13 protein-coding genes are annotated in these 17,724 nt (G+C 74.4%); 8 read left to right on the forward strand and 5 right to left on the reverse strand.

Annotation, left to right across the window (positions count from 1 at the left end):
* Nucleotides 1-21 precede the first annotated feature (21 nt).
* On the reverse strand, nucleotides 22-1,017 hold the full coding sequence (locus ACWDR0_RS25000) for a hypothetical protein (RefSeq protein ID WP_456353995.1): 996 nt from the start codon (nucleotides 1,015-1,017) through the stop codon (nucleotides 22-24).
* A gap of 681 nt (nucleotides 1,018-1,698) precedes the next feature.
* On the opposite strand from ACWDR0_RS25000, the gene ACWDR0_RS25005 reads away from it, so the two are divergent.
* Together ACWDR0_RS25005 and ACWDR0_RS25010 are read left to right on the forward strand one after the other, a co-directional pair.
* Nucleotides 1,699-3,165, forward strand: coding sequence for an AlkA N-terminal domain-containing protein (locus ACWDR0_RS25005; RefSeq protein ID WP_456353996.1), 1,467 nt, complete (start codon nucleotides 1,699-1,701; stop codon nucleotides 3,163-3,165).
* Between the two features lie 44 nt (nucleotides 3,166-3,209).
* Nucleotides 3,210-3,395: a hypothetical protein gene (locus ACWDR0_RS25010; RefSeq protein WP_456353997.1), complete on the forward strand. Its 186-nt coding sequence runs from the start codon at nucleotides 3,210-3,212 to the stop codon at nucleotides 3,393-3,395.
* 235 nt (nucleotides 3,396-3,630) lie between these two features.
* Here the strand turns inward: ACWDR0_RS25010 and ACWDR0_RS25015 are convergent, their stop codons facing one another.
* The gene (locus ACWDR0_RS25015) at nucleotides 3,631-4,068 is read right to left on the reverse strand and encodes a cold-shock protein (RefSeq protein WP_456353998.1); all 438 of its coding nucleotides are present in this window, start codon (nucleotides 4,066-4,068) and stop codon (nucleotides 3,631-3,633) included.
* Between the two features lie 456 nt (nucleotides 4,069-4,524).
* Between ACWDR0_RS25015 and ACWDR0_RS25020 the strand changes: the two genes are divergently transcribed.
* From ACWDR0_RS25020 to ACWDR0_RS25035, 4 genes are all read left to right on the forward strand, one after another.
* Complete coding sequence (locus ACWDR0_RS25020) at nucleotides 4,525-5,751, forward strand: MAB_1171c family putative transporter (RefSeq protein ID WP_456353999.1); 1,227 nt, start codon at nucleotides 4,525-4,527, stop codon at nucleotides 5,749-5,751.
* A gap of 95 nt (nucleotides 5,752-5,846) precedes the next feature.
* Nucleotides 5,847-7,208, forward strand: a complete 1,362-nt coding sequence (locus ACWDR0_RS25025; RefSeq protein WP_456354000.1) for an FAD-dependent oxidoreductase — start codon at nucleotides 5,847-5,849, stop codon at nucleotides 7,206-7,208.
* A gap of 177 nt (nucleotides 7,209-7,385) precedes the next feature.
* Entirely contained in the window at nucleotides 7,386-8,036 is a 651-nt protein-coding gene (locus tag ACWDR0_RS25030) for a toxin-antitoxin system, toxin component (RefSeq protein WP_456354001.1), read from the forward strand.
* Between the two features lie 5 nt (nucleotides 8,037-8,041).
* Nucleotides 8,042-9,256: an MAB_1171c family putative transporter gene (locus tag ACWDR0_RS25035; RefSeq protein ID WP_456354002.1), complete on the forward strand. Its 1,215-nt coding sequence runs from the start codon at nucleotides 8,042-8,044 to the stop codon at nucleotides 9,254-9,256.
* Here the strand turns inward: ACWDR0_RS25035 and ACWDR0_RS25040 are convergent.
* The 3 genes from ACWDR0_RS25040 to ACWDR0_RS25050 all read right to left on the reverse strand — a co-directional run bounded on the left by ACWDR0_RS25040 (nucleotide 9,240) and on the right by ACWDR0_RS25050 (nucleotide 12,590).
* A complete protein-coding gene (locus tag ACWDR0_RS25040) occupies nucleotides 9,240-10,310 on the reverse strand; it encodes a helix-turn-helix domain-containing protein (RefSeq protein ID WP_456354003.1) in 1,071 nt (356 codons plus the stop codon). The two genes, ACWDR0_RS25035 and ACWDR0_RS25040, sit on opposite strands and share 17 nt — an antisense overlap.
* 257 nt (nucleotides 10,311-10,567) lie before the next feature.
* Nucleotides 10,568-11,482 (reverse strand): oxygenase MpaB family protein, encoded by a 915-nt coding sequence (locus tag ACWDR0_RS25045; RefSeq protein WP_456354004.1) that lies wholly within the window; start codon nucleotides 11,480-11,482, stop codon nucleotides 10,568-10,570.
* 97 nt (nucleotides 11,483-11,579) lie between these two features.
* On the reverse strand, nucleotides 11,580-12,590 hold the full coding sequence (locus ACWDR0_RS25050; protein ID WP_456354005.1) for a 3-oxoacyl-ACP synthase III family protein: 1,011 nt from the start codon (nucleotides 12,588-12,590) through the stop codon (nucleotides 11,580-11,582).
* Between the two features lie 248 nt (nucleotides 12,591-12,838).
* Here ACWDR0_RS25050 and ACWDR0_RS25055 point away from each other — a divergent pair, with 248 nt between their 5' ends.
* Together ACWDR0_RS25055 and ACWDR0_RS25060 are read left to right on the forward strand one after the other, a co-directional pair.
* On the forward strand, nucleotides 12,839-16,150 hold the full coding sequence (locus tag ACWDR0_RS25055; RefSeq protein WP_456354006.1) for a right-handed parallel beta-helix repeat-containing protein: 3,312 nt from the start codon (nucleotides 12,839-12,841) through the stop codon (nucleotides 16,148-16,150).
* Between the two features lie 92 nt (nucleotides 16,151-16,242).
* Nucleotides 16,243-17,454: a S8 family serine peptidase gene (locus ACWDR0_RS25060; RefSeq protein ID WP_456354007.1), complete on the forward strand. Its 1,212-nt coding sequence runs from the start codon at nucleotides 16,243-16,245 to the stop codon at nucleotides 17,452-17,454.
* The last annotated feature ends 270 nt before the right edge of the window (nucleotides 17,455-17,724 follow it).

A 17,724-nucleotide genomic window follows, 5' to 3' on the forward strand; every position in this document is an offset into this window, starting at 1 on the left:
GGGTGCGGGACCGGGCCGCGCTCAGTAGCCCGCGTCACGCGCGGCGGTGAAGCACCGGTTACGGGCCCGGAGGAAGATCTCCTCGGCCAGGCCGGGGTCACCGGGGTTCTGGGATCGGTACTGCCAGGGCGGCGGGGTGTAGAACGGCCCCAGCGCCTCGAAGACGCGGGACGCCTCGACGAAACGGCCCGCGCCCCAGAGCGCATGGGCCAGATGGTTCAGGTCGAGCAGGGAAGCCGGGCGCGGGTCGGTCCGGTCGAACCAGCCGTCCAGGGCCAGTACGGCCTCCCGGAGCGCGTCCTCGGTGACCCAGTGCAGGTCGAGCGCGCGCTCGTGGCCGCGGTCCCGGCGGTAGCGCTCGACCCGGACGAAGAGGGGCAGGACCAGCAGCGCCGAACCGGCGGGCGCGGTCGAGGCGGCCCACTGCACGAAGTTCACGGCCTCGGAGAGATGGCCGCCGGATTTGCGGGCGTACACGAACTGGAGCATCCGGTGGTACGCCTCGCGGTTGTACGGATCGCGCCGGTGCGCCTCCGACAGCAGGCCCCACGGCCCGGGGAACAGCATCGGCCCCGGCGGCAGCTGCCGGTGCTCCTCCAGTTTCTGCTTCTCGTCGAGCTGGGACAGGGCCAGCAGACAGACCCAGGGCACGGGATCGTCCGGGCCGTACTGGGCGGCGACCCGGCACGCCTCCCATGCCTCGTGCCACCACTCGGGAGTACGGAGATGGTTCTCCCGGTGCGCCCGCAGGGCCCGCTCGACGGTCACCCGACACTGCATCACATGGGCCGCGACAGATTCCGGTTCCTCCGCGAGCCAGGCTCGTACGGCATCCGATCCGGCGGCCACCGCGCCGAGAACCTGCGTGCGCTGCGTCCAAAGACCCCAGCCCTGAGTGGTGTTCAGCAGATTCCGCATCGACAACCAGCGGCCCGTCCGTAAGTCCGCTACGGCGGTACGCAGTTCGTTGTCGTGGCCCGCCGGATGGTAGACGGGGCGGAACTGGTCCGGGGCCATCAGCCCGTCGCCGTTCCCGCGGCTCCGCGATGGCCTGCCGAAACGCGCAGGCAGGATTGTCTCAAAGTGGTCGTCATGAGCCCTCTTGAAACGGTGGGGGGGTGGCTTCGGCGGGTGGAGACCCGGCTCCACCCCCTGTTGCGCGCCGATCTTACTCATCCCGTCGATTCCGACAAGAAGGTGACGAGGATCGATCAATTGGCGAGACAACTGATGTTCACCTGGGACCAGTTGAACGGATTCCCATGGATTTCTCCCGGTCCTGACCGGGAAAGGCGACTCGCCGGAATCGACAGTGATCGTGCCCCTGCCGGTGCGATGGCGGACGGCCGCCCGGGTGCCGGTCGCGGTCCCGGCGACCGGTCAGCAGGGTGGAATGCCCGAAAAACTCCGGCTATGTCACCTCATTGACTTTCCGCCCCGGGCCGGGGTGCCGCGGCGAGGCCGCCCCGGGCCCGGGGCGGTCCGGTCTCCCTGTGTGTCCGGCCGGTTCCACCGGGTGCCGGACCGGGCCCGCCGGTGGTGGCCGACGCCGCCCTGCGAGCCGGGCCCGTGCCGGACGTTCCGCCGGGACGCCGGGACCGGTGCATCCCCGCGATACCCCTACGGCGATTTTCGGCCAGGTAGCGTCATGTCCGATTCCCGCCAGAACCAGGCCTCCGGCCTGCCCATACTTGCCGTATGACCACCGAGCACCGCGAGGCCGCCGACCGGGCGGAAGACAGCCGTTACACGGCCGTGGCCAGCCGGGACGCCCGCTTCGACGGAGTCTTCTTCTTCGCCGTCGCCACGACCGGAATCTACTGCCGGCCGAGCTGCCCGGCGACCACCCCCAAACGACAGAACGTGACGTTCTACCGCACGGCCGCCGCCGCCCAGGGCGCCGGATACCGCGCCTGCCGCCGCTGCCGCCCCGACGCCGTCCCCGGCAGCGCCGAGTGGAACACCCGCGCCGACGTCGTCGGCCGCGCCGTACGGCTGATCGGCGACGGCGTGGTGGACCGCGAGGGCGTCACCGGGCTCGCCGCCCGACTCGGCTACAGCGCCCGCCAGGTGCAGCGGCAGCTCACCGCGGAACTCGGCGCCGGACCGCTCGCGCTCGCCCGCGCCCAGCGCGGCCACACCGCCCGGGTACTGCTCCAGACCACCAGCCTCCAGGCCGCCGACATCGCCTTCGCCGCCGGATTCGCCAGCGTCCGCCAGTTCAACGACACCATCCGCGCGATTTACGCGGCCACCCCCGGCGAACTGCGCTCGGCCCGCCCCGGCCGCACCGGGCACGCCGTCCGGACCGTCCCCGCGGGTGGCGGCGCCGGCATCCCGCTCCGGCTGGCCCACCGCACCCCGTACGCCACGGCCCGCGTCTTCGACTTCCTGGCCGCCCGCGCCGTCCCCGGCGTCGAGGAGATCACCGGTCCGCCCGGCCGCCGCAGCTACCGGCGGACCCTGCGACTGCCCGGCGGTCCCGGCATCGCCGAGGTCGCGGAGCGGCCCGGCCCGGCAGCTGGCTGGCTGGAATGCCGGCTGCACCTGAGCTGTCTGCGCGATCTGACCACCGCGGGCCAGCGGATGCGCCGCCTCTTCGACCTGGACGCCGACCCCCGCGCCGTGGACGAGCGACTGGGCGCCGACCCCCTGCTCGCCCCGCTCGTCGCCGCCTGCCCCGGGCTGCGCGCCCCCGGCGCCGCCGACCCGCACGAGACGGCGCTCCGGATCGTCGCCGGACCCGCGGAGCCCGGCGGGCTGCACGCCCTCGTACGGACCCACGGCGAGCCCCTCACCGCGCCCTCGGGCGGACTCACCCATCTCTTCCCCGAGCCCGCCGCCCTCGCCGGGGCGGCTCTCGGGGAGCTGCCCCCGGACCGGCGCGGGCCGGTGCGGACCCTGGCCGGGGCGCTGGCCGGCGGCGTACCCCTCGACCCCGGGGCCGACCGGGACGCGGTGGAGGAGGAGCTGGCCGCGCTTCCCGGAATAGGCCCCGGCACGGCCGCCCGGATCAGGATGAGGGCCCTCGGGGACCCCGATGTGTTCCCCGGCGAGGACCCCGCCACGGCCTCCGGCGCCTGGCGTCCCTGGCGGTCGTACGCGTTCCACCACCTCCGGACCGCCGGACGGGAGCAGCCGCCGTCGGCCGCCGCGGAAGAGTAAAATTCGGGTAGGAATCCCCTTCCGGCCCGTGGCAGGTGATGGTCATGGCCGACGACGACTTCTACTCCCGGGACCGGCCTCCGGACACGCAACTCCCCGAGGACCGGCCACGCGGCACGGGCGCCGGACCGCCCGGACCCAAGGTGCCCCACAGCGGGCTGTGGCGGGCCGGGATGATCGCCCTTGCCGTCGTGGTGGTGATCGCCTTCGGGATCATGCTCTTCCCCTGACCCCGGCGGCCCGCACCGACACCCCCGCCGCACCGAAAGCCCGCCGCCCCCGCCGCACGGCTGCGCGGCGGCACGGGCGTGCCACGCGCGGTGACCCCGGAAACAATCCCGGTGGACGCCCCGGAACAGCAGAGACCGGCCCGCGGGAACAGCAGAGACCGGCCCGCGCGGGAAACCCGCGCGGGCCGGTCACCGGCGTACGTCAGGGGCCTCGCGGCCCCGGAGACTCAGCGGCTCAGCCCTCGGTCCAGCCGTGGTTCTTGCCGAACTGGAGCAGCCCCTGGCGGATCTGGAGGATCTGCTCGGCGGTCAGCGTGGGCGCCGACCTCAGCAGCAGCTCCGTGATCTCGGCCTTGAACTCCTCCGGCGTGAACACGTCGCACAGCGGGTCCTCGCCGTCCACGGCCGCGGGCCGTGACACCACGGCCGGGGCGACACCCGGCCCCGACGGGACACCCGGGGCCGCCGCGCCGTCCAGGAACCTCACGGACGAGGCCTTCAGACCGCGGTCACCCTCTTCGATCTCGAACTCGACGGCCAGCCCCGAGCGGACGTACTGCTCGGGAATCAACAGATCGTTCACATGCAGGAAGACGTCCTCCCCACCATGATCGGGAGCGATAAAGCCGTAACCCCGCATACCGTCGAACCGCACCACACGACCGGCAACCATGCCAACAACCCCCAAACAGATCCGGACCCTGTGCCCGGATGAACACCTTGAACAGACCATAAGCCACACCCCCCGCCGGGAGCACCCCCGCCGGACCGGGCCCGCCCCGGCCCGGCGGGGATGCCGTCCGGCGCACCGGGGGCGCGCGGGCCCGGCCGCGGCGGTAGCCTCCTCCGGACGGCCGGTCCCCCGTTGTGGTCAAATGTGAAGAGCCGTACGGAAAGCGGGGGTTGGATCCGGCCAAGGGGAGTCCGGGACCGGTCCCGCGACGGCACGACGGCCGGCGGGCGGAGCCAGGGGGAGTGGTGGCAGGTGGGCCAACGGCACGGACGAGCGGCTTCCGGGATCCGGTGGGCCCCGCGGGCGCCCCGGCGCGCGCGGAAACTCCCGGCGCGCCGGACCGCGCCGTGGACGCCGGGCCGGGCCCCGTCCGCGCCCTCCGGCCGGTGCTGAGCCGTGCGGAGCACTGACTACTATCTGCCCGCCGCGGCCCTGACCATCGCCTTCGTCGCCAAACTGCCCTCGCTGCGGCACAACTGGCGCGATCCGCTGGTGCGCTGCGTGTGCTTCCTGGTCTTCACCGCCGCCGCATGCTTCTTCTTCGCTGCCCCGCCCACCATCACCGCGGTCAACCGGATCACCGGCGTCCCGAACTTCTCCGGTCCCCTGGTGTACGTGATCATGGGCTCCTTCAGCTGCGCCTGTCTGGTCCTCGTCGTCAACTGGCGCGGCGGCCCCCCGGACCGGGTGCGGCGCAGCTCGCGGATGTGGCTGGCGCTGTACGCGGTCGCGATCACCGCCCTCCCGGTGTTCTTCGCCCTGGGGGAGGCCCCCGTGGAGCGGCTGCGCGATCTGGACACGTACTACGCCACCACCCCGTACATCCGCGAGATGATCGTCACCTACCTCGGTGCCCATCTGGTGTCCGCCGTGGTGACGACCTCCATGTGCCTGCGCTGGGCGCGGGCCGTCGCGGGCTGGCTGCGGGCCGGGCTGGTCGTGCTGGTCGCCGGGTTCGGCCTCAATCTGACGTTCGCGGTCACCAAACTCTCCGCCGTGATCGCCCGCTGGGCCGGGCGGGACTGGGACCACCTCAGTACGACCGTGGCACCGCCGATCGTCGCCCTCGGCGGCTTCGTCGTCACCTGCGGCTTCCTGCTGCCGCTGGTCGGCCCCCGGCTCGGCGCCCTGGCCGGCAACTGGACCGCCTATCTGCGGCTGGGCAGGCTCTGGCGGCTGCTGAACCGTACCCGCGGGGGTGCCGACACGGCATTCCACTCCGCGATCCCCTGGTGGTCGGACGCCGATATGCGGCTGACGGTCCGGGAGACGGGCATTCACGACGCCCTGCTCCGGCTCCACCCCCGGCTCGACGACGGCGTCCGGCGGCGGGTCCTGGCCGCCGCCGGAGCGGGCCCGGACTCCCCGGCGGGCGAGACGGCGGACGCCGTGGCGATCGCCGCGATGATCCGGCACGCGGCCACGGGCACCGGACCCGGCGGCCCGGCCGCGGACGTCCACGACGGGCCCTCCGCCGGGGCCGACGCCCTGGCGGAGTTCCTCGGCCCCGGCCGCAGCCGGCTGCTCCTGCTGTCCAAGGTCCTCACCTCCTCCGCGGTGACCGCCGCACTCTCCGTCGCGCCGGAGTCCCCGGCCCGCCCAGAAAGCCGAACCGCGTCATGACTTCTCCGTCTTCGCCAGCGCCCCTCCGTCCGGAGGGCACCCGGGGCCCGCGCCGGCCCACCCGCGCCGTGGTCATCGGCGGCGGGATGGCCGGGATGCTCGCCGCGCAGGTCCTGACCCGCCATGCCGACGAGGTCACCGTGGTGGAGCGCGGCGAACTGCCGGACGGTCCCCTCCCGCGCCGCGAACTCCCGCAGGCCCGGCATGTGCATGTGCTGTACTCGGGCGGCGCCCGGGTGATCGAGAAGCTGATACCGGGCATCACCGAGGCATGGATCACCGCCGGGGCCCGCCGGATCCCGCTGCCCACCGGGCTGGTGTCCTTCACCGCCCAGGGCTGGCTCAGACGCTGGCCCGTCGAGATGCAGTACATGATCGCCTGCACCCGTGACCTGCTGGACTGGGTGGTACGCGACCGGGTGCTCGGCCATCCGCGGATCACCCTGCTGGACCGCCACGAACTGACCGGTCTGCTCGGCACCCGCCACGGGGTCACCGGGGTCCGGGTCCGCTCCGCCGCGGGGACCGTACGCCATCTGGACGCCGACCTGGTCGTCGACGCCTCCGGTGCCGGCTCCCGGGCCCGCGCCTGGCTGAAGGAGATCGGCGTCGGCGGGGTCGAGGAGGAGACCGTCGACTCCGGGCTGGTCTACGCGAGCCGCTTCTACCGGGCCCCGGCCGGGACCGAGAACTTCCCGCTCGTCAATGTGCAGTCCGTACCACGCGATCCCGTCCCCGGCCAGACCGCCACCATCGAGCCCGTCGAGGACCGCCGCTGGCTCGTCACCCTCTCCGGCACCCGCGGCGGCGAACCCACCGGGGACCCCGAGCTGTTCGAGGTCTTCGCCCGGGGTGTCCGGCACCCCGTCGTCGCCCAGCTCCTCTCCCGTACCACCGCACTCCCCGGTGACATCGCTGTCAGCCGGAGCACGGTCAACGGCCGCCGCTACTTCGAACGCGCGACCCACTGGCCGGAACGTTTCCTCGCCATCGGCGACTCCGTCGCCACCTACAACCCGCTCTACGGGCAGGGCATGAGCGTCGCCGCCCAGGGCGTGGCCGCGATGGACCGCGAACTGACCCGGGCGGGCCGGCTCACCGCACCCGGACTGGCCCGCAGGGTGCAGCGGTCCGTCGCCGAACCCGTCGCCGTCGCCTGGCAGATGGCCACCTCCCAGGACATCCTCTACCCCGGGGCCAAGGGCCGGCCGCCGGGCCGGTCGACCGCACTCGTCGGGGCGTACGCCGACCGGGTCACCGAGGCCGCCACCGGGCGGATGAGCGTCACCCAGGCGTTCTTCGACGTCATCACCCTCTCCGAACCGGCCACCCGCTGGCTCAGCCCGGACGTCGTGGTCGCCACCCTCCGCGGGCCCGGCCGCCCCCGGCTGACCGCGCCCCCGCTGACCGCGAAGGAGTGGGAGACCGTCTGCCCGGTTCCGGACGAGCTGCCGTAGCGCCCCGGGCCGACCGCCCGGCGCGGCATACCGGCCACTTTTCCGGCGTTGTGGCGGAGCACGCCCGGCCGTCCCTAAAGTGAATACCGACGAACCCCGCCCCGGAGACCCGCGGCGGGGCTTCAGCGGCGAACGGACCGCCGGCCCGTCATGATTCGAGGATCCGGGGAGTGGCACGTGGGCACCAGGCGCGAGATGCGCAGACTCCGGGGCGAGCTGGCGCGCGCCGTGGAGCGGGAGCGTCCGGCGCCGGAGGCCGAAGCCGTGTTCACCGTCCTGTGCGACCGGCTCAGCGGGCTGCGCGACCGCCCCGTGCTGCACCGGCTGGTCCCCTTCCCGCCGGGCACCGCCAGCGGTCTCTATCTCGACACCGCCGACCGGGACATCATCTGCGTCGAGGAACGCACCAGCCTGCTGCACCAGTTGGTGATCTTCGGCCATGAGGTGTGGCATATGACCGCCGGGCACTGTTCGGGGCACCCCGAACGCACCGGCATGGCCGCCCGGGCCGTCGTCCGCGACGCCGATCTCACCGCCGCCGTACAGCGCCTCGCCCTCCGCACCGGCTTCGTGGCCGCGGAGGAGGCCGAGGCCGAACAGTTCGGCGTGGGTCTCGCCACCCGGCTGCGGCCCTGGGTGGAGCAGGAGGGCACCTCCCCGGACAGCCCCCTCGCGCGGCGCATCCAGGAGACGCTCGCCCACACCGGGGCCAGCGCCGGACCCCCGCGCCGCGCCGGCCAGGCGCCGCCGGGCCGATTAGGACGGCCGTCCCGGCCCGCGCCGCCGAAGGGCGCGGCCACCGGCGACGGCCCGGCCGGGACGGACTGATCCCCGTGCGCAGCAGCGACTACTACGTCCCCGCCGCCTTTCTCGCCCTCGTCCTGCTCGCCAAGGCCCCCGCGCTGATCCGCAGCAGCCACAACCCGCTCATCCGCTGGGTATGCGCCCTGGTCGCCACCGCCGGCCTCTGCTTCTTCTTCGGGGCCCCGCCCACCATCTCCGCCGTCAACGAACTCACCGGGATCCCCAACTTCTCCGGCCCCCTCGTCTACATGATCATGGGCGTCTTCGACTGCTCGTGTCTGGTCCTGATCGTCAACTGGCGGGGAGGACCGCCCGCCGAAGTCCGCCGCCGCACCCGGCAGTGGGTCGCCGTCTACGCGACCGCCACGGCCGCCCTGCCCGTCCTCTTCTTCCTGGGCGAGGCACCCGAGGAGCGGCTGCGCGACCTCGACACGTACTACGCCACCACCCCGTACATCCGCGAGATGATCGTCCTGTACCTCGGCGCGCATCTGCTCTCCGCCACCGTGACCACCGTGCTCTGTCTGCGCTGGGCGCGGCATGTCGGCGGCTGGCTGCGGGCCGGGCTGTCCGTGCTGGTCTGTGGATTCGTCCTCAACTGGGCCTTCAGCGCCACCAAGCTGACGGCCGTGTTCGCGGCCTGGCTGGGGGGCGATCTGTCGGCGCTCAGCACCGGTGTCGCCCCGCCCATCGCGGGTCTCGGCGCCCTGGTCACGGCGGTCGGCTTCCTGATCCCGCTGATCGGCCCCCGGCTGGACGACCAGGCGACCTCCTGGGCCGCCCACCGTCGACTGGCGCCGCTGTGGAAGCTGCTGAGGGAGACCCCGGGAGCGGCGGGCGGCCCGGCGGGCACGCCCTGGTGGGCGTCGCCGATGACCCGCCGTACCGTACGGGAGACCCTGATCCACGACCGGCTGCTCACCCTCGGCCCGCGGCTCGACGACGGCGTACGGCGGCGGGCCGGTGAACTGGCCGCCGCGGCCGGGGCGTCCGACCGGGATGCGGCGGCCGCCGGGCTCGCCGCGATGGTCCGGGCGGCCGTCGCCGAAGGAGAGGGACCGGAGTCCGCCGAACTGCCGGAGTGGGACGTCTCCGCCGGGGCCGCGGCGCTGACCGCGGCGGTACGGCCGGGCAGCGACGGTCTCGTCCCGCTGGCCCGGGCCGTGGCGAGGGCGGAGCGGGCGGACGGCGGGGCCGCCGCTGAGGCGGTGCGCCGCCCGCCGCCCGTCAGATCTGCTCGATGACGAAGATCTGGTGGTCGGCCGCCGTACAGCGGCCCATCACGGCTTCGGCGCCGAGGGCCCCGGAGCCGTTCCTGATGCCCACACAGCCCTGACCGTCGACCCGCAGGACAAAGGTGTTGCCGCCCGGCGGACCGGAGAGTTCGGCGTGGAAGCGGCTGCCGAGCGAGCACTCGTCCCAGGGTTCGAGCAGTCCGCGGCCGGTGCCCTCCGCGAGCGCCTTCAGACAGCCCTTGCCGTAGTCGGGGTGGTGCCAGACGATGCGGAAGCTGTCGCCGCCCAGCGGTTCGAGCGTCGTCGACTGCGGTGCCACCGCCTCGCACGAGTCCTGCACCGCGACCAGCGGCGTGTACCGTCCGTCGGTCACCCGGCCGTCCGTCAGGCAGAGTTCGGGCGCGGACACCGGCCGCAGCCGGACATAGCCGTCCGGCGGGCGGGCCTCCGGGGCCGGCTCGGCGGTCACCGTGGTCCGTGACTCCGGACGCTCGTCGTTGTCGCGGGTCCCGCCGGAGGCCGCCACCAGCCAGACGGAGAGGGCGATCAGTACGGCGGCGAGCGCGGGGACGGCATAGGCGGGCAGCCTGCGCCGGGCCGCCGGAAGGCCGCGTTCCCTGGGTTCCCCGGCGGGACCGGGCGCCTCGGATTCCCCGGGCCCGGCGGCCTCCGCGGCCACTGTTTTCCCGGCCCCGCCGTCCCCGTCCGCCGTGGTGTCCCCGCCGCCCGGTGCTCCGCCGGGTCCGTCCCCCGGGCCGGGCGGGCCGTCCGCGGCCTCCGGCGGCAGACCCGCGATCCGCGCCCGGGCGTCGAGCCACTCCGCGGTCCGGTCGCCGTCGCCGCACGCCCGGACGAAGGCGGCCAGCAGTTCGGGGCGCGGCAGTCCGCGGCCGTTCAGTACGGCGGCCAGGGTGCTGCGGGGGAGGACGTCCCCCGCCCGGGCCGCGGCCTCCTCCAGCGCCCGGTACGTCAGCCCGGACCGCTCCTTCAGACTCCGCAACAGAGCCGCCAACTCGGCGGTGTTCCGCGCCTCGCGCGGTGACCCTTCTCCCTGGTTCGCCACGCGCGTCATCCTGACGGATGCCCTGACGGGCCGCCAGAAGGCTTTCGGTCAGGACCGAAAGGCACGGGTGCCCCGGCGGGACAGGCCGCGGGACACCGGGCTGTCCGGGACGCGCGGCGGGACAGCGGCCGGTGCACCCGGCCCATCAGCGGCCACGGGTGTCCCGCCCGGGACGGGACGGCGGCCCCTGTCCCGCGGGACGGGACGGCCCGGGTGCCGGGCGACCGGGCCGCGCGCCCGCGTGCACCGTACGGGTCCTACTCCTCCCGGTCCCGTTCCGGCCCCGCCCCCGGGGTACCGCGCGGCACCGGACACGCCCCGGCACCGGGCACCGGGAAGGTGCCGAGGTCCGCGAGCCGGTAACCCCGGGGGTAGCCCTTGATCTCACGGTTCTGCCGGCCGAAGTGCGGTTCGCGGCGCGGCGGCAGCAGTCTGACCGCCCGTCCGCGCAGCTTCAGCGTGCCCTCGACCGCGCCGCGCAGCACCGGCGACGGCGCCGGGAACCGGAACGCCTCCCGCAGCGGCGCGTCCAGCAGCGCGACCGTGGCCGCCCGCAGCCCCGGTGCCAGCGGCCGCGGATACCACGACGTCAGCAGGGTCAGGGTGGCGTCGGCGACGGCCCGCCCGCCGTCGTCCCAGCCGAAGTGCCGTACCTCGTAAGCGTCGAGATACCGCTCGAAGTCCTCGTACGTCTCCGGCAGGTCCGGGATCCCCATATGCCGGCCGAGGGTCCGGTAGTACGCGGTACAGCCCCGCAGCTCATGAGGGGTGAGCCGGCGCCAGCCGTAGGCGTCGAGCCAGCGTTTGGGCATCACCACGAAGGTCGCCAGCACATACCGCATATCGTCGTCGCCGATGTCGTAACTCCGGTGCATCCCGTTGATCCGCCGGATCGCGGTCCGCCCCTCCCCGCTCCCGAAGCCGTGCTCGACGACCGCGTCGAGCAGCAGCGCGGTGTCGTCGTAGCGCTTCTGAGCCCGCTCGGTGAACTGCCCCGTACGGAACAGCAGCGAGCCGATGGAGGGCACGGCGTAGGTCCGGAAGAGCGCCAGTTCCAGGGCGCGGGTGATGTCCCAGGGGAACTCGTGGGCGGCGATCAGCCGGTACATCTCCCAGCAGTCCCGCTCGGGGTCCAGCCGCAGGATCTCCCTCAACCGGTCGTAGCGCCGCACCGCATGCCCCTCGTTCGCCGTACCAGGGAGGTCATCCTCGCATCCGTACGGGCGTGCGGACGAGAGCCGTGGCCCGGACCGGCGGCCCGGGTACGGCTCAGCCCGGGTTCCCCGCCCAGCGCAGCAGGGCGGTGCCCACCGTCATCCCGCCGCCGAAGCCCGCGAGCAGCAGCAGCTCCCCGTCCCGGACCGCCCCCGCCCGCACCGCGGTGTCCAGGGTGACCGGGATGGACGCCGCCCCCGTATTGCCGTGCTCGGCACAGGTCAGATGGGTACGGGCCCGGTCGAGGCCCAGGGCCGGCAGCACCTCCGCCAGCATCACCCCGTTCGCCTGGTGCGGGACGAAGTGGTCGACGTCCTCCGTGCGCAGCCCGTGCTCCTCCAGGGTCCGGCGCACCGCCCGCGGCACCTCCTCGGTGACGAAGTCGCGGACGTCGCGCCCCTTCATCCGGAAGTGGTGCAGCCCCTCGGCGACCGTCTTCTCGGAGGCCGGGAACCTGCTGCCGCCCGCGGGCACCCCGATCAGATCGTGCCGGTCGCCCCGGCTCGCCAGCCGGGAGCCGATCAGCCCGCGGCCGGGACCGACCGGGCCGAGGACGGCGGCCCCGGCGCCGTCGCCGAAGAGGACCGCCGTCCGCCGGTCGGCCTGGTCGATGATCCGGGAGTACACGTCCGCCCCGATCACCAGCGCGTACCCCGGCCCGGCCGCGCCCCCGCCCGGGGCGGCCAGCAGCCCGGCCGCGGTGACGAGCGCGAACACGAAACCGGAGCAGACCGCGTTGAGATCGAACCCGACGGCGTTCACCGCGCCGAGCCGGTCCTGCACCAGACAGGCCGTCGGGGGCTGCGGATGGTCCGGGGTCGAGGTCGCCACCAGGATCCACGACAGGTCCTCCGGGCCGAGACCGGCCGCCGCGAGCGCCTCCCGGGCCGCTTCGACGGCAAGATCCGACGCGGCCTCCGACGGCGCCGCGTAATGACGGTTCAGAATGCCGGTCTTGCGGGCGATCCACTCCTCGGGAACGCCGGCCCGCGCGGCCACCACCCGGTTCGACACCCGTTCGGCCGGGAGGAACGACCCCGTGCCAAGTATTCCCAGTCCTGTCATGGCGGGCTCCCGAAGTCGGCCGAATTCCCGCCATGGTCACCGCGGGCGCGCCGCCCCGGTAACCCTCGACCAGCCCCCTACGCCCCCCTAAGCCCGGCCCCGCCGGGCCGGACCGCGGCGGCGGTGGCCCGCCCGCGGTGGCAATCCGGGCACCTCAACAGGCATGATGGGCACATCGGTTTCACCCGCCCCGGGCGTGAGCGGACTCGTACGGAGCATCGACGTCGGGGCGCCCGGGAGGTCAGAAAGTGTCACGCCAGGTGCTCACCGTCGCTCAGGACGGTACGGGCGACTGCTCCACCATCTCCGCAGCCCTCCGGATCGCCCGGACCGGTGCCGTGATCAGCATCTCCCCGGGACGGTACGAGGAGAGCCTCACCCTCACCACCTCCCTCACCCTCACCGCGCACGAGGGCCGCGGCACGGTCGAACTGGCCCCCCGCCGGGGCACCGCCCTGACCCTGTCCTGCGATTCGGCGATGGTCAACGACCTCGTCCTCCGCGGCCACGACGACGACCTCCCGGTCGTGGACGTCCCCCGCGGCCAGCTGCTGCTCGACCGCTGCGATGTGTACGGCGCGTCCTGGGCCGCCCTCTTCGCCCGCGGCGAGGGCTCCCTCGCCGTCCGCCAGTGCCGGATCGAGAACCCCAAGGGCGCCGGGGTCGTGACCACCTCCACCCCCGAGAGCCTGCTGGAGGGCTGCGTCGTCGAGCACCTCGGGACCTCCGCCGTCGTCGCGGGCGAGGAGGGCCGGCTCTCGCTGCGCGGCGGACGACTGCGCGACGCCCGCGGCAACGGCGTGCTCGCCAACGGCCGTGCCGTGGTGCGGGTGGAGGAGTGCGAGATATCCGCCACCGACAAACCCGCCGCCGCGGCCGAGGAACAGAGCACCGTCACCCTGCTCCGCACCACCGTTACCGACTGCGCGGTCGGAGTCTTCGTCAACTCCTCCGGTGCCACCCTCCTGGAGGAGGTCACCGCACGGAACACCGGCGGCCACGGCTTCGTCGTCGGCGGCGGCGCCGCGCCCGTCCTGCGCCGCTGCCGCACCGAACGCACCGCGGGCCACGGCCTCCTGATCACCGAACGCAGCCGCGGCACGGTCGAGGACTGCGTCTTCGGCGGCGCCCGGGACGCCGCCGTACGGATCGCCGGACACTCCTCGCCCGTGCTCACCGGCACCGTCGTCCGGGACGCCGAAGCGACCGGCGTACTCCTGGAGGAGGACTCGGCCGCGGAGACCGACCGGCTCGAAGTCGACGGCAGCACCGGCAGCGGCATCGTCATCCGCAACGGCGCCAACCCGCTGCTGCGCCGCTCCACTGTGACCCGCGCCGGCAGCCATGGCATCGAGGTACTCAAGGACGGCCGCGGCCGGCTGGAGGAGTGCCTGGTCGAGGCGAGCGGCGGCGCCGGGATCCATGTCTCCGGCCACGGCAGCCTCTACGTCGGCCAGGGGAAGCTGCGCGGCGGCACCGGCCCCGCGCTCCATATCGGTGCCCTCGGCGCCCTCACCGTCCGCGACCTCGATGTCCGGGACTGCCCGGCCGACGGTATCCGCGTCGACGACCAGGGCGAACTCACCGCGACCCGGGCGGAGATCAGGGACGCCGGGGAGCACGGCGTCCGGATCGCCGCGGAGGCCCGCGCCTCCCTCAGCTCCTGCGAGGTGACCGGCGCCGCCGGGGACGGCGTCCGGATCGAGGGACCGGGACCCGTCTCGCTCATCGACTGCGCCCTCCGCGACAACACCGGCAGCGGGCTCCGCCAGACCGTCGCCGGCGACCGGATCGCGGTCGAGCAGCTCACCAGCACCGGCAACGGCGCCCCCGACGCCTGGGGCAGCGCCGCCGAGGCGGAGGCCGCGGGCGACGGCCGGCTCCCCGGCGGCGCACCCGTCACCGGCGACGCCGTGGACGCCGCGGACGGACCGGTCGCCGAACTGGAATCCCTGATCGGCCTCGACGACGTCAAACACCAGGTCCTGACCCTGATCAACCTCAACCGGATGGCACAGCGCCGCGCCGGGCTCGGGATGCCCGCGCCGCCGATGAGCCGCCATCTGATCTTCGCGGGACCGCCCGGCACCGGAAAGACCACCGTCGCCCGGCTCTACGGCTCCATCCTCGCCTCCCTCGGCGTTCTGCGCTCCGGCCATCTGGTGGAGGTCTCCCGCGCCGACCTCGTCGCCCAGATCATCGGCGGCACCGCCATCAAAACCACCGAGACCTTCAACCGGGCCCTCGGCGGCGTCCTCTTCATCGACGAGGCGTACACCCTGCTCTCCGACTCCGGCGGCTCGGGCGCCGACTTCGGCCGCGAAGCCATCGACACCCTCGTGAAGCTGATGGAGGACCACCGCGAAGACGTCGTGGTGGTGGCCGCCGGATACCCCAAGGAGATGACGGACTTCCTCGCCTCCAACCCCGGCCTCGCCTCCCGCTTCACCCGCAACGTCGAGTTCACCGACTACACCTCCGACGAACTCGTCACCATCGTCGAACGCATGTGCTCGGCCCACCGCTACGAGCTGGAGGGCGACACCCGCACCGCGCTCCGCACCCACTTCGAACGCATCCCCCGCGACGCCTCCTTCGGCAACGGGCGCACCGCCCGCAAGGTCTTCGAGGAGATGGTCGACCGCCAGGCGTCCCGGCTCGCCGCCCGGGGCGACGTCGGTGAACGCGACCTCGCGCTGCTCACCGCCGAGGACGTCGGACTGCCCGCCGCCGCGGGACCCGGCCAGGACGGGGACGACCAGGACCCGCTGCTCCGCCTGGACGCCCTCACCGGTCTTGCCGCCGTCAAGCGCGAGGTCGGCGATCTGGTGAATCTGCTGGCCACCGCCCGCCGCCGGAAGGCCGCCGGGCTCCCGGCGCCCCGGATCAGCAACCACCTGGTCTTCGCGGGACCGCCCGGCACCGGAAAGACCACCGTCGCCCGGCTCTACGGCGAACTCCTCGCCTCCCTCGAAGTACTGCCCCGCGGCCAGCTGGTCGAGGTGTCCCGGGCCGACCTCGTCGGCCGCTACGTCGGCCACACCGCCCAGCTCACCAAAGAGGTCTTCCAGCGGGCCCTCGGCGGAGTCCTCTTCGTCGACGAGGCGTACACCCTCACCCCCGCGTCCGGCGCGGGCTCCTCCGACTTCGGCCAGGAGGCCGTGGACACCCTGCTGAAGCTGATGGAGGACCACCGCGACGAGGTCGTGGTGATCGCCGCGGGCTACACCGAGGAGATGGACCGCTTCCTCAACTCCAACCCCGGTCTCGCCTCCCGCTTCACCCGGACCGTCGAATTCCCCGACTACTCCTCCGACGAACTGGTCACCATCGTCCGGCAGCACGCCGTCGACAACGGCTACGAATGCGCCCCCGGGACGGCCGCCGAACTCCACGACCACTTCGAGGCCATTCCGCGCGGCCGCACCTTCGGCAACGCCCGGCTCGCCCGGCAGACCCTGGAAACCATGATGACACGTCAGGCCCGGCGGCTCAGCGCGGTCCCCGCGCCGACCCTCGACGATCTGCGCCTGCTGCTCCCCCAGGACCTGCGGGGCTAGTCAGCCGCCGGGCCGGCCGGTCCGCCCCGTACCCCGCCCGCCCCGCGCCCTTCCGCGGGGCGGGGCCCGACCCCGTAAGCGAGGACGTCCCTTTGCGCCGCCGTACCACCGCGCTGCTCGGCCTGGCCACGCTCGCCGTACTGCTGCCCGCGCCCGCCGCCGCCGATCCCACCGACCCGGCCGCCGATGCCACCGGGGGAGCGGCGACCGCCCTGCCGGGCATGCCGGAACGCCTTCCGCAGGGACAGGACGGCTGCAACGTCCTCCGCGGCCGGCCCACCCCCGCAGCGCCCTGGACCCGCCGCGCCCTGGGCCTCGACCAGGTGTGGAAGCTCTCCAGGGGCCGGGGTACCACGGTCGCCGTGGTCGGTACCGGGGTCAGCGACGCACCCGCCGTGCTGGCGGGCCGGGTCACCGCCGTCGGCGCGGCGGACCGGGACTGCGTGGGCCGCGGTACGTTCCAGGCCGGACTGGTCGCCGGGGCGAGCCTGCCCGGGCAGGGCTTCTCCGGGGTGGCGCCCGAGGCGCGGATCCTGGCGGTCCGGGGCACGGGGGAGCGGGGCGAGCCCGATCCGGCGCTGCTCGCCGAGGGGGTCCGGCGGGCGGCCGAGGCCGGTGCCGACGTGATCACCGTGACCGCGCCGCTGGACGGCTCCGCCCCGGCGGTACGGGCGGCGATGGCCGCCGCCGCGCGCAGCGACAGCCTGGTCGTCGTCCCGGCCGCCGTGGACTCCGCCCCGCGGAACGGCGGGAACCAGGGCCCGCCCGCCCCGGCGCCGCCGCCGGAGGCCCTGGCCGTGGTGGACACGGGCCCGCAGGGCGTCCGTAACCCGGCGGCCCCCGGATTCACCCGTGCCGATCTGACCGCGCCGGGCGCGGCCCTCGTCGGTCCGGGCCCGGCCGGGAACGGGAAGTGGACGGCCTCGGGTTCCTCCCTGGCGGCCGCCCTGACGGCGGGCGCGGCGGCGCTGGTCCGCTCCTACCATCCGTCCCTCCGGGCCGACGAGGTACGGGAGCGGCTGCTGTCCGGCGCCTATCCGGGCGCCGGGCTGCCCGCCCTCGACCCGTACGGCGCGGTGTCCGGCATCGCCCGGCCCGCGGCGGCCGCGGCCGCCGCGAAGGAGAAGCCGGTGGCGCTGCCGCGGCAGGCCGACACCTCCGCGGCGCGCTCCACGTCCCTGCTGGTCGTCGCGGTCTCCCTGGGCACGATCGTGGCCGTGGCGTTCCTGGCCGCGGTCCTCCCGCGCGGCCGCGCCCGCAACTGGCGCCCGGGCAACTTCGAACGGGACCGCCGCACCACCTGACCGCCGCACCACCTGACCGGCGGCCCCGCCGGGCCGGGTCCACCACGGGGTGCGCGACGCGCCCGCGGCCCGGGCACCGGCGGCCCCGCCCGGCCGGATACCGCGGGGGAGGCCCCTGGTCCGCCCGCGGTATCCGGGGGGAACGGCCTGCCTGCCGGGGCCGGTACCCGGAGGTGCCCCGCGACCCGGGCGCCGGAGTCCGCCGCGACTTCGTGGTCGCTGCGGCTTCGCCGGGTCGGGGCGGTCCGGGGCAGGGAGGGCGTCGAGCCG

It is taken from the genome of Streptomyces sp. NPDC003691, assembly GCF_053981115.1.

Bases quoted from the DNA above. Each gene is read 5' to 3' on its own strand.
- ACWDR0_RS25000 (WP_456353995.1), bottom strand. From the start codon at position 1,017: ATGGCCCCGGACCAGTTCCGCCCCGTCTACCATCCGGCGGGCCACGAC.
- ACWDR0_RS25005 (WP_456353996.1), top strand. From the start codon at position 1,699: ATGACCACCGAGCACCGCGAGGCCGCCGACCGGGCGGAAGACAGCCGT.
- ACWDR0_RS25010 (WP_456353997.1), top strand. From the start codon at position 3,210: ATGGCCGACGACGACTTCTACTCCCGGGACCGGCCTCCGGACACGCAA.
- ACWDR0_RS25015 (WP_456353998.1), bottom strand. From the start codon at position 4,068: ATGGTTGCCGGTCGTGTGGTGCGGTTCGACGGTATGCGGGGTTACGGC.
- ACWDR0_RS25025 (WP_456354000.1), top strand. From the start codon at position 5,847: ATGCTCGCCGCGCAGGTCCTGACCCGCCATGCCGACGAGGTCACCGTG.
- ACWDR0_RS25050 (WP_456354005.1), bottom strand. From the start codon at position 12,590: ATGACAGGACTGGGAATACTTGGCACGGGGTCGTTCCTCCCGGCCGAA.